Below are 17,439 nucleotides of genomic sequence, written 5' to 3'. Positions count from 1 at the left end.
CAGTTTCCGGGCGTTTCACGGCATTGCGCGGTTTTGGACGGTGCGGCCAGTGGAACCCAAGGCAACAAAAAAGAAAGGACCATTCGTATGGTCAGTCTCGGCGGCCTAGCCCGCAAGTTGTTTGGTTCCTCCAACGATCGCCGTGTGCGTGGCTACAAGGCCAGAGTGGATGCCATCAACGCTCTTGAAGCCGATATGAAGGCTTTGTCGGATGAGGCACTCGCCGCCAAGACCGTGGAATTCCGCCAAGAGTTCGCAGACGGCAAGACCCTCGACGACCTGCTGGTGCCGGCCTTTGCGGTTGCCCGCGAGGCAGCCCGCCGCGTGCTTGGCCTGCGTCCCTTCGACGTGCAGCTGATCGGCGGCATGATCCTGCACGAGCGCGCCATCGCCGAAATGAAGACCGGCGAAGGCAAGACGCTCGTCGCAACCCTGCCCGTCTATCTCAACGCGCTTGCCAGCAAGGGCGTGCACGTCGTCACCGTCAACGACTACCTGGCCCAGCGCGACGCCGCCACCATGGGCCGCGTCTACAGCTTCCTCGGCCTGTCGACCGGCGTCATCGTCCATGGCCTCACCGATGACCAGCGCCACAACGCCTATGCCTGCGACATCACCTACGCGACCAACAACGAACTCGGCTTCGACTATCTGCGCGACAACATGAAGTACGAGCGCCCGCAGATGGTGCAGCGCGGTCACTTCTTCGCCATCGTCGACGAAGTGGACTCGATCCTCGTCGACGAAGCGCGCACGCCGCTGATCATCTCCGGCCCGCTCGACGACCGCTCGGATCTCTACAACACGATCAACGAGTTCATCCCGCTGCTTTCGCCTGAAGACTACGAGATCGACGAGAAGCAGCGCTCGGCCAACTTCTCCGAAGAAGGCACCGAGAAGCTCGAAAACCTGCTGAAACAGGCAGGCCTGCTCAAGGGTGAATCGCTCTACGACATCGAAAACGTCGCAATCGTCCACCACGTCAACAACGCGTTGAAGGCCCATAAGCTGTTCCAGCGCGACAAGGACTATATCGTGCGCAACGGCGAGATCGTCATCATCGACGAATTCACCGGCCGCATGATGCCGGGCCGCCGCTATTCCGAAGGCCAGCATCAGGCGCTCGAAGCCAAGGAAAAGGTGCAGATCCAGCCCGAGAACCAGACGCTCGCCTCGATCACCTTCCAGAACTATTTCCGCATGTATTCCAAGCTCGGCGGCATGACCGGCACGGCCTCCACCGAAGCGGAAGAATTCGGCAACATCTACGGCCTGGAAGTCATTGAAGTTCCGACCAACTTGCCGATCAAGCGTCTCGACGAGGACGACGAGGTCTATCGTACCCAGGGCGAGAAGCTGAAAGCGATCATCGACGAGATCAAGTCGGCGCACGAGCGCGGCCAGCCGATGCTGGTCGGCACGACGTCGATCGAAAAGTCCGAACAGCTTGCCGATCTGCTCAAGAAGTCCGGGTTCAACAACTTCCAGGTGCTGAACGCGCGTTACCACGAGCAGGAAGCCTTTATCGTCGCACAGGCCGGCGTGCCGGGCGCAGTCACGATCGCCACCAACATGGCGGGTCGCGGTACCGACATCCAGCTCGGCGGCAACGTCGACATGCGCATCCAGCAGGAACTCGCAGAGGTCGAGCCCGGCCCCGAGCGCAACGAGCGCGAACAGGCGATCCGCAACGAGGTGCAGCAGTTGAAGGAAAAGGCGCTGGCCGCCGGCGGACTTTACGTCCTCGCCACCGAACGCCACGAAAGCCGCCGTATCGACAACCAGCTCCGCGGCCGTTCTGGCCGTCAGGGCGACCCGGGTCGCTCCAAGTTCTACCTGTCGCTTCAAGACGACCTGATGCGCATCTTCGGCTCCGACCGCATGGACGGCATGCTGCAGAAGCTCGGCCTGAAGGAAGGCGAGTCGATCGTCCATCCCTGGATCAACAAGGCACTTGAACGCGCCCAGAAGAAGGTCGAAGCCCGCAACTTCGACATCCGCAAAAACCTTCTGAAATACGACGACGTGCTCAATGACCAGCGCAAGGTGATCTTCGAGCAGCGCATCGAGCTGATGGATGCCGAGAGCGTTACTGAAACCATCACCGACATGCGCAACGAAGTCATCGAAGACATCGTTTCCAAGCGCATCCCCGAGCGGGCCTATGCAGAACAGTGGGACGTCGAGGGCCTCAAGGCCGACGTCCAACAATACCTCAACCTCGACCTGCCGATCGTCGAATGGGCAGCCGAGGAGGGCATCGACGAGAACGACATTCTCGAGCGCGTGACGGCGGCGACCGAAAAGGCTGTGGCCGACCGGGCCGAGCGTTTCGGCCCCGAGATCATGCAATATGTCGAGCGCTCGGTCATTCTGCAGACGCTCGACCATCTCTGGCGCGAACACATCGTCAACCTCGACCACCTGCGCTCGGTCATCGGCTTCCGTGGCTATGCCCAGCGCGACCCGCTGCAGGAATACAAGTCCGAAGCCTTCGAAATGTTCCAGGCCCTGCTCGGCAACCTGCGCCAGGCCGTAACGGCCCAGCTTATGCGCGTCGAACTGGTCCGCGAGGCAGCCGAGGCTCCGCAGCCGGTACCGCCGCAGATGGTGGGTCACCATATCGATCCGTTGACCGGCGAAGACGATTTCGGTGGCGGTGCTGGTTCGCTGCTGGCCGTCGCACCGACAAACCGCAACCCGGCCGATCCTTCGACCTGGGGCAAGGTCTCGCGCAACGAGGCCTGCCCATGCGGCTCCGGCAAGAAGTACAAGCATTGCCACGGAATTTACGAAGCCTGATCTGAAATGCCGCCTTCGGGCGGCATTTTTGTTTGCAGAAGTGCAAAGCGCCAAGACCATCCCATTGCTGCACCTTGGGCGGCCGCTTGGTGCGGGGCGGTCCGCCTTGCCGTCCGCCCATCGTCTTTAAAGCCACCGATCGAACCCCGTCCGATCGGTTCCCTCCCTAAGGCGAGCCCCCCGACTGAACCGTTTGTTAACGCTGATCTGGCACAACTAAACCCTGTATTGCGTAATCTCAGGGTGTTCTCGTGTTCATGGCGGTATGTCAAACAGCCGGACGAATGCTGCCGTCGGCGCTGCGACACCGCTTGTCTCCGCTGATCGGCGTGCTGGTCGCCGCCCTGACCGAACAGGACCCGAAGAATACGGCGCGGCGCATGGCACTTGTCGCCTTCGTCATCCGCATCCTCAGCGCCGCGATCGCGTTCCTGTCCCAGATCATTCTCGCGCGCCTGATGGGCGAGTTCGAATACGGCATCTTCGTCTTCGTCTGGGTACTGGTCATCCTGTTCGGCAGCCTTTCCTGCATCGGCTTCCATTCGGCCGTGATCCGCTTCCTGCCCGAGTACCAGGCGACCTCGGCGCTGGCCGAAATTCGTGGCCTGACGACCACCGCCCGGATCTTCGCCCTCGTGTCCGCAAGCACGCTTGCCCTCGTCGGATTTCTGGGGCTTTGGCTTTTTGCCGACCGGATCGAGGGCTACTATCTGGTTCCACTCTATCTCGGCCTGTTCACGCTTCCGATGATCGCGCTTGGCGATGTGATGGACGGCACCGCCCGCGCGCACGGTTGGCCGCTTTCGGCGATGAGCCCGACATTCATCATTCGCCCGCTGCTGGTGCTCGCCTTCATGGTGCTGGCAACGACGATGGGGGAGCCGCACACGGCACGAACCGCGATGGCCGCTGCCATGGCCGCCGCCTATGTCACGACCGTCAGTCAGTTCCTCGTTCTCACTTGGCGGCTGCGTTCGCGCTATGTCAGTGGGCCGCTTCGGATCGAAATGGGACGATGGCTCCAGGTCGCGGTCCCGATCTTCCTGATCGACGGCTTCGGCTTCCTGCTGACCAATTCCGACGTGGTCATCGTCGGATTCTATCTCAAGCCGGACGATGTCGCCGTTTATTTCGCCGCCGCCAAGACGATGGCATTGGTGCATTTCGTCATGTTCGCGGTCAAGGCAGCGGCAGGCCCCCGTATCGCCGGCGCCATGGCCGCCCGCGACCGCCGGCAATTGGCAGACATCGCCGTCGACAGTGCGCGCTGGGCATTCTGGCCATCGCTCCTGCTCGGAACCATGGTCCTGCTTGCCGGACCCTTCCTGCTTTCGCTCTTCGGCCCTGCCTTCGTCGGCGGCCTGCCGCTAATGGCCATCCTCTTTGCCGGCATCATGGCCAAGGCTTTCATCGGGCCTGCCGAAATCCTGCTGACGATGGCAGGTCAGCAGACGCTCTGCGTGATCCTTTACGCTGGCGCACTCATGGCCAACATCGCGCTTAACCTGAGCCTCATTCCTCTCTTCGGATTGACCGGTGCTGCATTTGCAACCGCCGGCGCTATGTTCGTCGAGGCTATGCTGCTTCATTTCGCCGTAAGGCGCACCTTCGGTTTCGCACTCTTCGCTTTCGCAAGCGGGCGTTCGAACCATGACAACAACGGGGCGATCCATCCATGATCGGCAATACCAATCTTCCCGGTGACGCAGACGACAGGGCCGCCCGCATTCTTGGCGGGCTGGCACCGATGGGCCACACCCATCCGCAGGCGGAACATATGATTGAGGTCGGACGTCCCGGGCGCCACCTTTCGATCTATCCGGCCAAGGCGGGCTACGAACTGCAGCGTGAGCTCGACTTCCTGTCGAACCGGGCGCTTGAGCCGAACGTGTTCTTCACCGGCCGCTTCCTAGCGCCAGCAATGCCCCGGCTCGAGGAGCGCGTGATCCGGCTCGCCATCATCCGCGATAACGATGAACGCCGCAGCCGCATGCGTTTCCTGATGCCGTTCTCGATCGAGAAACCCGGCTTTTCCATCGGCGCCCCGATCATCCGCGCCTGGTCCAATCCGTTCGGCCCGCTTGGCGTGCCGTTGCTCGATGCCGAGGATGCGGCTGAGACGATCGACAACCTGTTCGAAGCCCTGACCGATCCATCGGCAACCCTGCCCCGGGTTCTGGTGCTGCCGGACGTACGCCTGAAGGGCAAGTTCGCGCAACTGGCGCGCGCCGTCGCCATCGGCCGGAACCTGCCGCTGACGGTGACCGACACGTTCAGCCGGCCGATGCTCGAAAGCCTGCTAGACGGCCCGACCTATCTGAAGAAATCGATCAGCCCGGCGCATTTCCGCGAATTGCGGCGCCAGTGGAGCCAGTTGGAGAAGCGCGGGCAGCTTGCCTATTCGGTCGCACGCCAGCCCAGCGAGATCCGCGTTCGCATGGAAGAATTCCTTGCGCTGGAAGCGTCCGGCTGGAAGGGCCGCGAACGCAGCGCCATGGTGCTCGACCGGTTCCGCGCGGCCTTCGCCCGCGAGGCGATCACCAATCTCGCCGAGGCCGATAGCGTCCGCATCCACACGCTCGATCTCGACGGCAAGGCGATCGCTTCCATGGTCGTGTTCCTGATGGCGGGTGAAGCTTACACGTGGAAGACAGCCTACAATGAGCACTACGCGAAATTCTCGCCCGGCAAGCTGCTGCTGGCGGAACTGACCGAATGGCATCTCGACGACGCCAACATTGCCCGCTCGGATTCCTGCGCCGTTCCCGACCACCCGGTCATGAGCCGCTTCTGGCAGGAGCGCGAAGAGATGGGCACGCTGGTGATCGGCCTGCAGCAGACCCGCGACCGCGACGTCCGCCAGGTCGCCGCACAGCTCCACCTCTACCGCAACACCCGCAACATGGCGCGGATGCTGCGGGAGAAGATCAAGGCGCTCGCCGGGCGCTGAGCGACTGCATCGTTCAGAAAATCAAACTCTTGGAGCGCCATGCGTCGATTTGGGCGCACTGCGCTCGAGCGTCAGAAGGAGGGCGAGTGTGGCGGCTCCGCCGCCGCCCGCTCGCGCAGCAACCGGCGAATGACCTTGCCCGACGTCGTCAGCGGCAGGCTGTCGACAAAGGCGATCTCTCGCGGATACTCGTGCATCGACAGCCGCATCTTCACCCATTCGCGGATGGACTGCGCCGTCTTGTCGTCGCCAGCGATACCCGGCCTTAGAACGACGTAGGCCTTGACGATTTCGGTGCGCAGCGCGTCGGGCTTTCCGACGGCCGCAGCAAGCTGCACATCCGGATGGCCGGCAAGACAGTCTTCGATTTCTCCCGGGCCGATGCGATAGCCGGAAGACGTGATCACGTCGTCATCGCGCCCGAAGAAGGTGAAGTAGCCTTCGGCATCCATCACGCCCTGATCGCCTGTTGTCATCCAGTCGCCGATGAACTTTGCTTCGGTGGCCTTGTCGTTCTTCCAGTAGCCGAGAAACATCACCGGGTCCGGCCGTCGGATCGCCACCTGTCCGACGGTTCCGGCCGGCAATTCGCGGCCATCGCCGTCGATGATCGCCACCCGATGGCCCGGCGCCGCCTTGCCCATCGCCCCCGGCTTGACAACACCGAGATCGGCGGCCGACGAAATGACGATATTGCACTCCGTCTGGCCATAGAACTCGCTGACATCGAGGCCGAGTGCTGTCCTGGCCCATTCAAAGGTTTCGCGCCCGAGCGCCTCGCCGGCGGAACCGACGGTCCTCAGATTGAGACGGTATCGATCGCGCGGCCTGTCGACCGCCTTCATCAGCCGCAATGCCGTCGGCGGAATGAAGGCGTTGCGCACATCCATCTCTTCAAGGATCCGAAAAGCCGTGTGCGGATCGAACTTCTGCGCCGGCGACGAGACCACGGGAACGCCGAGCAGCAGCGAGGGCAGCAGCGCGTTCAACAATCCGCCGGCCCAGGCCCAGTCCGCAGGCGTCCACATCCGGTCGCCCGGTTGCGGCAGGAAATGATGGTGAAACTGAAACCCCGGGAGATGGCCGAGCAGCACCCGGTGCCCATGCAGCGCCCCCTTGGGCGGCCCGGTGGTGCCGGAGGTATAGATCATCAATGCCGGATCGTCAGGCGTGGTATCCGCCGTGACAAAACCGTCGGCTTCGCCTGAGGCAAGGTCGGCGAAACCGAGCGTGCCTGGAACGCCTTCGGCACCGGCCAGCACGACCAGCCGCAAATCCGGCAGCCGCTCGCGGATGGCCGCGACCCGCTCATGGCCGAACGCATTCGTCACGATCGCCGCCGCACCCGCATCGAGCAGTCGATACTCCAGCGCCTCGACCCCGAAGAGCAAGGCCAGAGGCAGGGCGATCGCGCCGAGCTTGTAGATGGCCGCGTGCGCAATGGCAGCCTCAAACCCCTGCGGCAACAGGATCGCCACCCGGTCTCCGGGCTTGACCCCCTGGCGTTCAAGCCCGCGCGCGAAGGCGGAGGATTGCCGAGAGAAAGCGCCGTAAGTCAGCGTGCGATGGGCGCCATCCGGGCTGAAATGCTGAAGACAGATGCGATCCGGCGCTCTTGCCGCCCAGGCATCGCTCACCGCCACGCCGATGTTGAATTTCTCGGGGATCTGCCACCGGAATGCGCCGTAGAGTTCGTCGTAATTCTCGATTGTCGGTAACATGGCCCCGCCGCAACAGATTTCTGCTGCACCGCACCTAACATCTTCGCCCGCCGTTGTTCAATCACAGGGACGGCAAGGGTGTCAACCAACCTGCGTCGGAGCCCGGATCGCTGACCCGCAGATGGCGCCCAAGATAAAAGCAAAAAAGATCATTCTGTTTGTTGCTGGATCCGAATCGGAAGTCTGCGACCAATCAACGGCGATGTGAGCGGCATGGGCGATGAAAGGCGACTCCACGAGAACCACATGTTCTGCTGACATGAACGGCAAGAGCGGGTGAGTCGATCGAAACATCGATCAAGCGCAGACCGCGCCTTCGAAGGCGGGGCGAACCGAAGTCACGCTAAGAGTGATGCGCAAAAACTGAGTGGTGGTGCCCCATGCCGGAGCGAGGCAAGGTCCAAAATTCAACGACTTGCTGCCGCGTGGGACAGATTGGCGGCACGTCATTTCATTATGTTTTTTACGTCCCGTGTCTCACCGTTTAGCGCCAGATTTGAATGGCGGCGCTCGACCGTCTCACGTGATCCCACACCTCATTCCTCCGTTTCGTAGCCTAGTTGCATCAAATTAGACAACGTTCATGCAACTTGACATCGCTGCGGACTCAATCAACCTTGCATTGTGACCCAGGGAGGTGAGCAATGCCTGATGAACACAACAGAACAACCGAGAATGAAATCGCGGAAGCGGTCTTGTCGATCTTGGCGCTGCGATCGAGCGGTAAAGGCCAGTTTGAGGATCTATTCCGCACGCTGCCCAAAATCCTCGATTTGACAGACGCCGATCTCGCGAGGTCTGAAAGTCGCCCTGCGGAGCAGGTATGGCAGCAACGCGTCAGGAACATCACGTCTCATAAGGGAAGCGAAGGAAACTATATCACGGACGGTTTTCTTGAGGAGATCGAGGGCGGATTAGTGATCACCGACAAAGGAAGAAGCCGCGCCGCGCCCGCCAAACGGGCATGAAGTACCCCCGCGTCTTAGCCCAATTGGCAGCGGAGAACTGCCTCACACCATCGTTTTGTTTTGTTTAGGGCTACTGCAGCTTAGTATCGCGGATCACTTAATCGTTGGGAGCCAGGTGCCTAATGACCTTATTTGCCGCGATCCTCTTTGTCGTGACGGGAACGGCCTATTACCGATTCAAGGCACTGCGCCCAATCTGCCTAATCGTTTTCTTCGCCTACCTTATTGGGTGTATAGGCGTCTCCGCATGGCTTGCCTTCGAGGCGCTGACGACTGGATGGCCACTGCTGGCGCTTATGCTTGCCGCAACCGCTGCCTTTTTCGGCTATGTGACGTGCACCCTCATACCCGTCGCCATCAGTTCTATGAAGCGAGATTGAGGTTCTTGAACTTGGTGGGCCCGGAGGGCCTGCGAAGATCAAGCAAAATCAATTGGCTACCGAAACGGTTAGCCAACGCAATTCAGTGAATGTTCTCATTTTTTGGCGAACCGGAAATGCGCGAGTTAGTTGAGCCCAGCGACGTTGAATGGGAATTAACTCCTGGTCGTTATCACCCTCACGTAAATGGAGTTGCTCAAGGGAGATCTTTCTGTGGCGGGCAGTGAAGTAACGTTCGGACACCCAGAGGGCGTAAATGTCGGGGATACCTTCGACAACTACAAGCAGCTTAACGCTGAAGGTGTTCATCGATCCAACCAGGGTGGAATTTCCGGCACGGAACACGACGGAGCAGACTCTATAGTGATATCCCACGGATATCCGGATGATGTCGATCTGGGTGACGAGATTATCTATACCGGCCATGGCGGCCAGAATAAATCCGGAAAACAAATCAAAGACCAAGAGATGACCCGCGGAAACCTGGCGCTTGTGCGAAACCAGCTAGAGGGGATTCCGGTCCGCGTAATCCGGGGCCCAGCGCGAAACAATCCTTCCGCACCGATCTCCGGGTACCGATACGATGGGCTCTATCTTGTTGAAAGCCATTGGCACGAAATTGGCTCAGCGGGCTTCAGAATTTGGCGCTACCGTCTGGTCCGATCCGAGGTAGGTCGTGAAAACCCGCCACCGGCGGCTATCGAACCGATTGGGCTGAATGGTGGAAATGAAAGTCCCAGGCGCGCCACCATTTTGGTTCAGCGTATAGTCAGAGACACAAAACAAGCGAAAGAAATAAAGAGAAAATACCGACACCGCTGCCAAGTGTGCGGAACTTTCATAGAAACCGAGGCTGGGCGCTATGCTGAAGCTGCGCATATTCGCCCATTAGGTAAGCCGCACAATGGCCCCGATAAGCCTCAGAACATTCTTTGTCTTTGCCCAAACCATCATGTGATGTTCGATCTCGGCGTCTTCAGCATAAACGACGACTTTTCGCTGGTCGGAATACCTGGGCGTTTGACCCGCGGAAAATGGCACGACATCTCTGTCGAACATCTTCGATACCATCGGAAGCATTTCTCAGCGGACAAGCGAGCACTGACGTTAGGCGAAGAATAATCGCCTAGAGGAGCTTTGGCGATGGACACAAGGCGCTGTAGGCCTGAGAAGAGACAACAAATCAATCAACTACCAGAGAGGTTAGCCAGCGCCGTTCGGCGACTGTTCTCAATTTCTGGCCGACGTCCAAAAGCCACCACTGCCACTAGAATTCTCTTGATGACAAACCCGAGCAGCACACGCTAGAGATGTCCGAGAGGGGCGCATCATGAGCACAACACCAGGCTTCACCAAACTACGCATTCGAGGCTGGAGACAGTTTCAGGATATCGAGCTGCAGCTTCATCCACGCTTGACGATCATTACTGGCGCAAACGGGGCTGGCAAGAGCACTCTACTCTCCTTCTTCAGTAGGCATTTCGGTTACCATCGCGCCTTCTTGGCTACCCCTCAACGTTCTGGAGCAAAGAGACCATTCTCGGTGGGATTGTTCGTTCTACGAAAACTTGGCTTGGCTCCCACACCGCCTCTGCCAACATCGCCGCATGGAATTGAGATCGGGGAAATCGGATACTCCGACGGCACTGTTTGCAAAATAAACGTACCGACACAGGCGGCGCTACACTACGATGTTGCGTTCGATCGTCAGTTGACGGTAGACGGCATTCACATCGATTCGCATCGCCCGCCGAATGTCTATCGGCATGTGGCAAACTACCCATCGGCGCCGCCAGTGCGGCAGTCAATCGGCCTTGGTGTGGATAGTGAGTACATCAACTTTTACCAAGGCGGCGGGCTCAATAGTGGTTCGCTCTATCACATCAAAATGACGCTCATGCAGCTGAGCATCTTCGGCTATGGCAATGAAACCATGGACCCGATGCCCGAATTGATCGAGCTTTTTAAGGGTTTCGAAGCTGTCCTCAAAGTAATGCTACCGAAGTCGCTGGGTTTCGAAAAGCTCATCATACGACCGCCTGAGGTATTGCTATCTACCAAGTCCGGGGACTTTTTAGTGGACGCCGCCTCAGGCGGAATAATCAAACTTTTTGAAGTCGCATGGCAGCTCTACTTCTATTCGCAAGGCCGCGAGCGTTTCGTCGTCACCCTTGATGAACCAGAGAACCATCTGCATCCCTCAATGCAGAAATCGTTTCTCCCGAGTATTCTAGAAGCGTTCCCGGGACTGCAGGTCATAGCGGTAACGCACAGCCCATTCATCATTTCCGCAATGCAGGACTCTGCAGTCTACGTGCTTCGCTATCTCGATGCGGATATCGCTGCCGGAGCCGATGACGATCAGTCTATCAGAGGATTGTTGGGCACGCGGGTTGTTGCTGAAAGACTAGACACCGTCAACAAGGCAGCATCTGCAAGCGAGATCCTGCGTGACGTTTTGGGAATTGCCTCCACAATACCAGATTGGGCCGAAGCTCGCGTTCAACAGATAGTGGGTCAATTCAAGGGAACGAGGCTTGATGAGGCCGCACTTAAAAACATCTATGCGCAGCTAGAGAGAGAAGGCCTTGCGTCAAGCTATCCATCGGCACTGACAAGCCTGACGAGGTCCAATTGAGACGCCTCAAGAAGACTGAGAAACCCGATGTTCTGGAAAGGAATGCCGAGGCGTGGACGACCAGTCTACTTGGGACCTTGGCCGCCGGCAACAAACCAACCCAAACGATGAAGGAACGCTACAGACACGCTGACATAAAGGCCGCGGTTGTGGCGGAGACGCACGGCAAGTGCGCCTATTGCGAAAGTGTTGTTAGACATATCACCCACGGAGATATTGAGCACGTCGCTCCCAAATCGAAGGTCCCAAGCAAGGCATATGAATGGGAAAACCTCACGCTAGCTTGCGACATCTGCAATGAAAACAAGGGGGACGAATACACCGCCGACCCTGCTCATTCGCAAGATAGCCTGATCGATCCGTACAGGGACGATCCGAAAGAGCACTTCCTCTATTTCAGAGAGGTCGTCGCGCCCAGACCAGACAGCCTTCGTGCGTTTGCAACGGAGCAGGTCCTAAAACTGTCGCGGCCGGAGCTTCTTGAACGTCGTCGTGAGCGCATGGCCTTTCTAGATGGCTTGGTGCGGGCTTACTGTTTGGCAGACGCCGCTTATAAACCGCTGCTCCTCAATGACTTGGTGGACAACCATTTACGCGACCAGGACGAGTATGTGACCTCGTCGCGAGAATACATCGATCAATTCAAGACCAAAGGCGTAATCGCGAGCGACTAGTATTCACCCGCTGCGCTAGGCTCGAACGCGCCATCCACCTGCTCGCTGGCGCCTTTGAACGGCGGACGGCACAGATTCCTATCTTCCGTCCAGACGCGACACTTGGTGGCAGCGACCAGTAACAGCGCCCTTGAGTGCAGGCTTCGCCGCCGGCGTTGAGGTCTTCATTGTCGTGACTGACCTCGTTAGTCGAGTTGACTAAAATGGAGCATTTTAGAGGAAAATATGAACCGAGCTAACCGCCGTAGGCAAAACAAAGAATATGATCGCCAAATCGATCAAGGGATCAACATCGACCACTTCGACGAAGGCTTGATGGTTCGGCTCATGCGGAAAACTCATGAGCATGTTGAGCAAGCTCGCAGAAGCGGCCGCGTTTATGGACTGATGAACTTTCTGCACACCGCCATGGACAAGTCTTCTCGTAAGCTGGCGGATGTGCCGACACAGTGCTCCAAGGGCTGTTGGTACTGCTGCACTGTTTGGGTGGCGGCGAAGGTGCCAGAAGTCATCTTCTTCGCAAAAACAATTTCCAACGACCAGCACGCAGGTTACGTCGCCCGTTTGGAAGAAACGATGCAAGCGGTGAGAGGCCTCTCATTTGACGATCGCGGCGACATGATTACCCCTTGTCCCGCTCTATCAGACAACCTTTGCCTCAATTATAAGAACCGGCCGAACGTCTGTCGCTCAGCAGCGTCGGCTGACGCCGAAATCTGTCAAAGATCCTATGTTGGGCTCAGCGGCGAGGATATTCCAACGCCGATGGCTCACATGATGGTTCGCGGGATCTTCAGCACCGCCCTTGAGGGAGCATTGATGGAAAGCGGACTATCTCGTGCATCGTACGAATTCAACAGTGCGATGGAACTGGTAATCCAAGATCCAAGCATCGAGAATCGCTGGTTGGCCGGTGACGATGTGTTCGCGGGCGTCCCACTTGATCCAGATTCTGCAGGAGACGAGCAGGCCATGCGTACGCTCCACGCCGCGGCTTTCGGGTAGAGGTGAAGGTGAAGTCCAACCCCAACTCGCAATCGCACACGACGGTTAAACTCTGAGAACGCTTTAGGGCATCCAGGCGACGGCGAAGCTTCATCTTCCACCCCATTCATTTCGCCGACAGCAAACGACAGGCTACATGGCGAGTGCCCCATCTCACCGCAAACGTGTCGGATGCGACAAACCAGCCACGACCTTCCCCTGAGCCATGATTTGCACCCATGCACGAGCATTGGCATTCATGGCCAGCCGCATTCCAGCAAGCGGGCGCACAGACTTCTTGGTCCTGATAGGGCTGGATAACATAGACACGGCGATATCGAGAAAGGGTCCGATTTACGAAGTCGTTAAACCAGGACTGCGGCAGCTCCCACCGCTTAATATCCGAACCATTTCGGCGACGTGCGCTTGCCTCCCTGCAGCCAGACGCGGTTGTCAGGAGCGAACGGCACCTTTACCTGAAGTTTGGTACCCTTTCCCAAACGTAATGCCACCGGAACGTTTGACTGCGATAAGACCCAGTGGAGTTGAGCATCGGCCTCAGGATTTGTCATTCTCTCCTCCAGATTGCGAAGAGAGTAACAAATGACCAAACCAAGTTGTCGTCAATTGCGAAACAGCGATACCGGACATAGGGTTTCTGACCCAAGGAAGGTAATCACTCAAAATCAGCTGGTTGCAGTTTTGCGCCGCAGCGTCCCCCGTGACCAGCTGGCAAAAGGCCCACGCAAGCGCCAAATATGAACATGCGGCACTAGAATCAGCTTATGTTAAATCTTTGAGTATCTACTTCTTGACGAGCGAGCATAAAACAGATGCAACGCTGCGTAGCCAACGCATATGTCAATTGAGGGAGAATCACGTGAGCTTTCTGACGGATCATGAACTGAACACTGTCGAGGTCAGCAAGATGATCTTGCATGTCGTAGGACGTGCAGAAGAACCGTTTTCTCCCCAACCGCAAATCGAAGTGCAACAAGAAGCATTTTTTCGCGAGCGTATCTTCGCAGCCGCCGCTGCCGGCGTACACCGTTTCAAGGAAGACTCGTACGTTCGGCCTATTATTGAACGGATGGCGCGGAACGAACTAACATTCGAGCAAGGCGGGCAACAACTATCTCAGCTTTTTTATCGCGACCACGTACGCCAGAGTAGTAGCGGCGCCTTCTTTGTCTTTGAGCTGCGCAATGACGACCCTAACGTGATCTTATATGCGCTGGTAAAATACGATTACCGCGAAGCTGTTGAACTGGCTCAACAGGACGGAAGGAACGTGCTGCGCGCAATCATCCAGGCGTTTGTCAAAGAAAAGAAGGCACTCCAGAAGTTTAGCATTGTTCGGGTCCGCGAGGGCGCAGCAGAAGAACAATTGTCTGCAAGCGACCGAATGAAAGAGGCGCCCGACCTCACCGACTACTTCGAACGATATCTCGGCGTTGAAAGAAGCCGATCGACTGAAGAACTGAGCAGAAAGCTAAATGAAGCGATACGCGGAGCTTTGCAGGAACTAAAGGATAACTTGCCCGACAAGAATGTAGGAGCGGCGGTTGCGCGAGCTAAAAGTGCGCTTCAGGCACGGGACATGGTAACAAACGACGACGTGGTAGACGCGGTGCTCCATGCGGCCGACCGACCCGACGACGAGAGTGTACGGCTCAACATTGAGAAGGTAATGCGGAGAAAACTGAAATCTGTGGATCTCACGGATGTTGATTTCCGACCAGATCCTCAGACTTTAAGGTTGCAGCCGCGCCGCTACATCCGCACGGCTGAACAGGTCCGCATAGAGTTTCCCGGTGAAGAACAAGGCAGATCGGTGATGCGTCGTGAACTGCCCGAGGGTGGAGTGGAGTTTACTATTCGCACCAACGCGCCGCTTGTAGAGGATAAGACCCTTGCTGAACGCCCTCGCGACTGAAATAGATCGCCTGGTCGACAACCAGCGCGCGGCAGTCACGGAGACACCTAGTCAAGTCATCGTCTATCAACTCGAAGGCGAAGACGCGATTCGGTTGTGCGATCTGCTCGCCGGAGCGGGCTTGGCGGTAGAGACGCTCGAAGACGCGGGCGGCGAATTTAGTATCAAGCAGCTTTCGGCGGATCTGCGAGACGTTAAGATTGTGGCATCGAAGCCTATCTCGCCTGATGGGGTTGAAGCCGTTCTTACGAAAACTGCGTTCAAACAACTGCTAATGCGTCCACCCACTGCTCCGATCATATGGCTGCAGGGACTCCCATCGTCCTTCGAAACGAGAACAACTCGATACTCAGATTGGGACGACACCACTGAGTTTCATCCTGAAGATGAAACTATCGACCCGCGACGGTTCGTTCGCGTACTCGGAGATTTTAACGTCCTTCGTTCCGGTCTAGGTCGCTGGCTACTCCGCGAACCAAGTGCGATTGTACCAGCGAACTGGGGTGACGTGGCGGCGGTTCACCTAACAGCATCACTCGCTCAGGAAGTTGAGACGGACGGAGAGCTACTTTTTCGAGGTCCGCCCGCAACTCGTTTCGCAGCAAAATTCGAGCAAGCACTCGACGCAAAGTCATTTGAAGAACTGCAGCGCGCAGCTCAATGGGTCTACGAAAATGACCGAGAAGTTGAGAATCGACACGCTTTGCTGGCAGCGGAGGTCGCTCGCTCGGCACTACGCGGAGGTAACGCACGAGATCTAGTAGGTATCCTTCATCAAGCACTCGAAGGCGCAAAGATTGCTTACAACTTCGGGGTGTCTCGTCAAAGTCAGGAAACGTTGAAGGCATTATCCGACTTACGGAAATCGGTCTCCGATGAAACCGTCAAGCTCGCGGATACCGCTCGAGGGCTTGCCGCTGCAGTGACCGGCGCAGCCGTGGGCAATATCGGGATACTTATAGCTCGTGCGACGTTGCCAGCATCCAGTTCTTTCATTCAGATTTTGTCGGTGCTGCTAGCGCTGGTGCTGGCGATATACGTGTTCGTGGTAATCGGGAGTGGCCTTCAGTTCTTGCGTATTCAGAAAGGTATGCGGAACGAATGGAAACCACGCCTCTACAGATACTTGAACGATGACGAATACAGCAAAATGGTCGAAACGCCTGCGACCAGAGCCGAAAGGGGTTTCTATGTAACAGCCGTTGGCGGTGCATCAATGGCGCTCTTGATGTTTGCTGCCGTGTTTTACGTCGCAATCTGTGGCTTGAACACACCCGGCTCCACACTCTCTCAGTCGACCGACATTGTTGGCTCGTCGGCGCAGGCCCCTTCAACCGCAAAGGGCAAGACGAGCGAGATAGAATCCCAAGTGCCGACATCGGTACCGACGAACGGTCTTCCACCCGTCCCACAAGGAGGGACGGGCAGTGCTACACAAGCAGATGAGATGGCACCCACCAGCAATCACTAGCTGGTGTGAGTCGCTTGAATTGCCGGTAGGTTCGCTACCGCCGGCTCTTTGCCATCAAGGATAATAACCTCCCCTACATCCTTTCCACCTCCGCCGGCGACGGTATAGGTCAGATCAACCCGCGCGATCGGGAATGCCGCGAAGATCTCGCGGACCTCTGGCCGATCATTGAGCGAGATCACAAACCGCCCCTTGATCCTCGCCAGATGCTCAGCCATTTCAGCGAACCGATCGCGCGAGAAGGCACCCTTGCCGTAGTCGCTCTCGTTTCCGAAATACGGCGGATCGAGATAGAAGAGCGCACCAGGGCGATCGTATCGATCAATGAACTCTCGCCAGTCCAGATTCTCGATAACGACCCCACTGAGACGCTCGTGTACCTCCTCGAGGATGATGCCGAGGCGTCCGATGTTGAAGCGGGCCGACCCAACGGTATCGACGCCGAACGATCGCCCGGTGATCTTGCCCCCAAACGCCAGTCGCTGAAGATAGAGGAAGCGTGCAGCACGCTCCAGGTCCGTCAGCGTCGATGGGTCGGTGGCAGCAAGGCGCTCAAACTCCCGCCGTGAAGTGAGCTGGAATTTCATCACTTCCATGAACTGCGGATAGTGCCGTTGCAGGATGCGGAACAGCGTGGTGACGTCGCCGGAGCGATCGTTAATGACCTCCGCCTTTGGAATGAGCGATCGACGTAGGAACACACCGCCCATCCCTACGAATGGCTCGGCGTAAAGGTTGTGCGGGATCTGTTCGAGCATCGAGGCGATGCGCGCCGCGAGCTGCTTTTTGCCGCCGAGGTACGCCGCCGGCGGGGACACAGGCCGAACGGCCGTGAACTGAAAACTATCTTGCATTGTAGAGGATCACTTTTTCTGGCACACCGCCGAACGCCTGCGCAGGCAGCGGGTGTGGCAA

General features: G+C 57.9%; 13 protein-coding genes. 11 read left to right on the top strand and 2 right to left on the bottom strand.

Annotated features, from left to right (window positions below):
- Positions 1–87 precede the first annotated feature (87 nt).
- The 3 genes from secA (at position 88) to AC244_RS16205 (ending at position 5,752) form a co-directional block, all read left to right on the top strand.
- Positions 88–2,802 (top strand): preprotein translocase subunit SecA, encoded by a 2,715-nt coding sequence (secA, locus tag AC244_RS16215; protein WP_053249841.1) that lies wholly within the window; start codon positions 88–90, stop codon positions 2,800–2,802.
- A gap of 284 nt (positions 2,803–3,086) precedes the next feature.
- Positions 3,087–4,481: a lipopolysaccharide biosynthesis protein gene (locus tag AC244_RS16210; RefSeq protein WP_053249840.1), complete on the top strand. Its 1,395-nt coding sequence runs from the start codon at positions 3,087–3,089 to the stop codon at positions 4,479–4,481.
- A complete protein-coding gene (locus AC244_RS16205) occupies positions 4,478–5,752 on the top strand; it encodes a GNAT family N-acetyltransferase (RefSeq protein WP_053249839.1) in 1,275 nt (424 codons plus the stop codon). The genes AC244_RS16210 and AC244_RS16205 overlap by 4 nt, the downstream gene beginning before the upstream one ends.
- Positions 5,753–5,823: 71 nt before the next feature.
- Here the strand turns inward: AC244_RS16205 and AC244_RS16200 are convergent, their stop codons facing one another.
- Positions 5,824–7,473, bottom strand: a complete 1,650-nt coding sequence (locus AC244_RS16200) for an AMP-binding protein (RefSeq protein WP_053249838.1) — start codon at positions 7,471–7,473, stop codon at positions 5,824–5,826.
- 644 nt (positions 7,474–8,117) lie between these two features.
- Between AC244_RS16200 and AC244_RS16195 the strand changes: the two genes are divergently transcribed.
- The 8 genes from AC244_RS16195 (at position 8,118) to AC244_RS16155 (ending at position 16,524) form a co-directional block, all read left to right on the top strand.
- Positions 8,118–8,441: a hypothetical protein gene (locus tag AC244_RS16195; RefSeq protein ID WP_053249837.1), complete on the top strand. Its 324-nt coding sequence runs from the start codon at positions 8,118–8,120 to the stop codon at positions 8,439–8,441.
- A 122-nt stretch (positions 8,442–8,563) separates the two neighbouring features.
- On the top strand, positions 8,564–8,821 hold the full coding sequence (locus tag AC244_RS16190; RefSeq protein WP_053249836.1) for a hypothetical protein: 258 nt from the start codon (positions 8,564–8,566) through the stop codon (positions 8,819–8,821).
- Positions 8,822–9,034: 213 nt separating this feature from the next.
- Entirely contained in the window at positions 9,035–9,943 is a 909-nt protein-coding gene (locus AC244_RS35300; protein WP_202596083.1) for a YDG/SRA domain-containing protein, read from the top strand.
- 208 nt (positions 9,944–10,151) lie between these two features.
- Positions 10,152–11,459, top strand: a complete 1,308-nt coding sequence (locus tag AC244_RS35295) for an AAA family ATPase (RefSeq protein WP_082366872.1) — start codon at positions 10,152–10,154, stop codon at positions 11,457–11,459.
- Positions 11,456–12,133 (top strand): HNH endonuclease, encoded by a 678-nt coding sequence (locus AC244_RS16170; RefSeq protein WP_053249832.1) that lies wholly within the window; start codon positions 11,456–11,458, stop codon positions 12,131–12,133. The genes AC244_RS35295 and AC244_RS16170 overlap by 4 nt, the downstream gene beginning before the upstream one ends.
- Before the next feature lie 225 nt (positions 12,134–12,358).
- Entirely contained in the window at positions 12,359–13,138 is a 780-nt protein-coding gene (locus tag AC244_RS16165) for a YkgJ family cysteine cluster protein (RefSeq protein ID WP_053249831.1), read from the top strand.
- Between the two features lie 859 nt (positions 13,139–13,997).
- Positions 13,998–15,053: a nucleoid-associated protein gene (locus AC244_RS16160; protein WP_053249830.1), complete on the top strand. Its 1,056-nt coding sequence runs from the start codon at positions 13,998–14,000 to the stop codon at positions 15,051–15,053.
- Positions 15,031–16,524: a hypothetical protein gene (locus tag AC244_RS16155; RefSeq protein WP_053249829.1), complete on the top strand. Its 1,494-nt coding sequence runs from the start codon at positions 15,031–15,033 to the stop codon at positions 16,522–16,524. The genes AC244_RS16160 and AC244_RS16155 overlap by 23 nt, the downstream gene beginning before the upstream one ends.
- On the opposite strand, the gene AC244_RS16150 is transcribed toward AC244_RS16155, so the two are convergent.
- Entirely contained in the window at positions 16,521–17,378 is an 858-nt protein-coding gene (locus tag AC244_RS16150; protein ID WP_053249828.1) for a DNA adenine methylase, read from the bottom strand. The two genes, AC244_RS16155 and AC244_RS16150, sit on opposite strands and share 4 nt — an antisense overlap.
- Positions 17,379–17,439 lie beyond the last annotated feature (61 nt).

The sequence above is a fragment of the Ensifer adhaerens genome (assembly GCF_001270265.1).
Lineage (GTDB): Bacteria > Pseudomonadota > Alphaproteobacteria > Rhizobiales > Rhizobiaceae > Ensifer > Ensifer adhaerens_B.
This window is presented reverse-complemented; position numbering and strand designations above follow the sequence as displayed.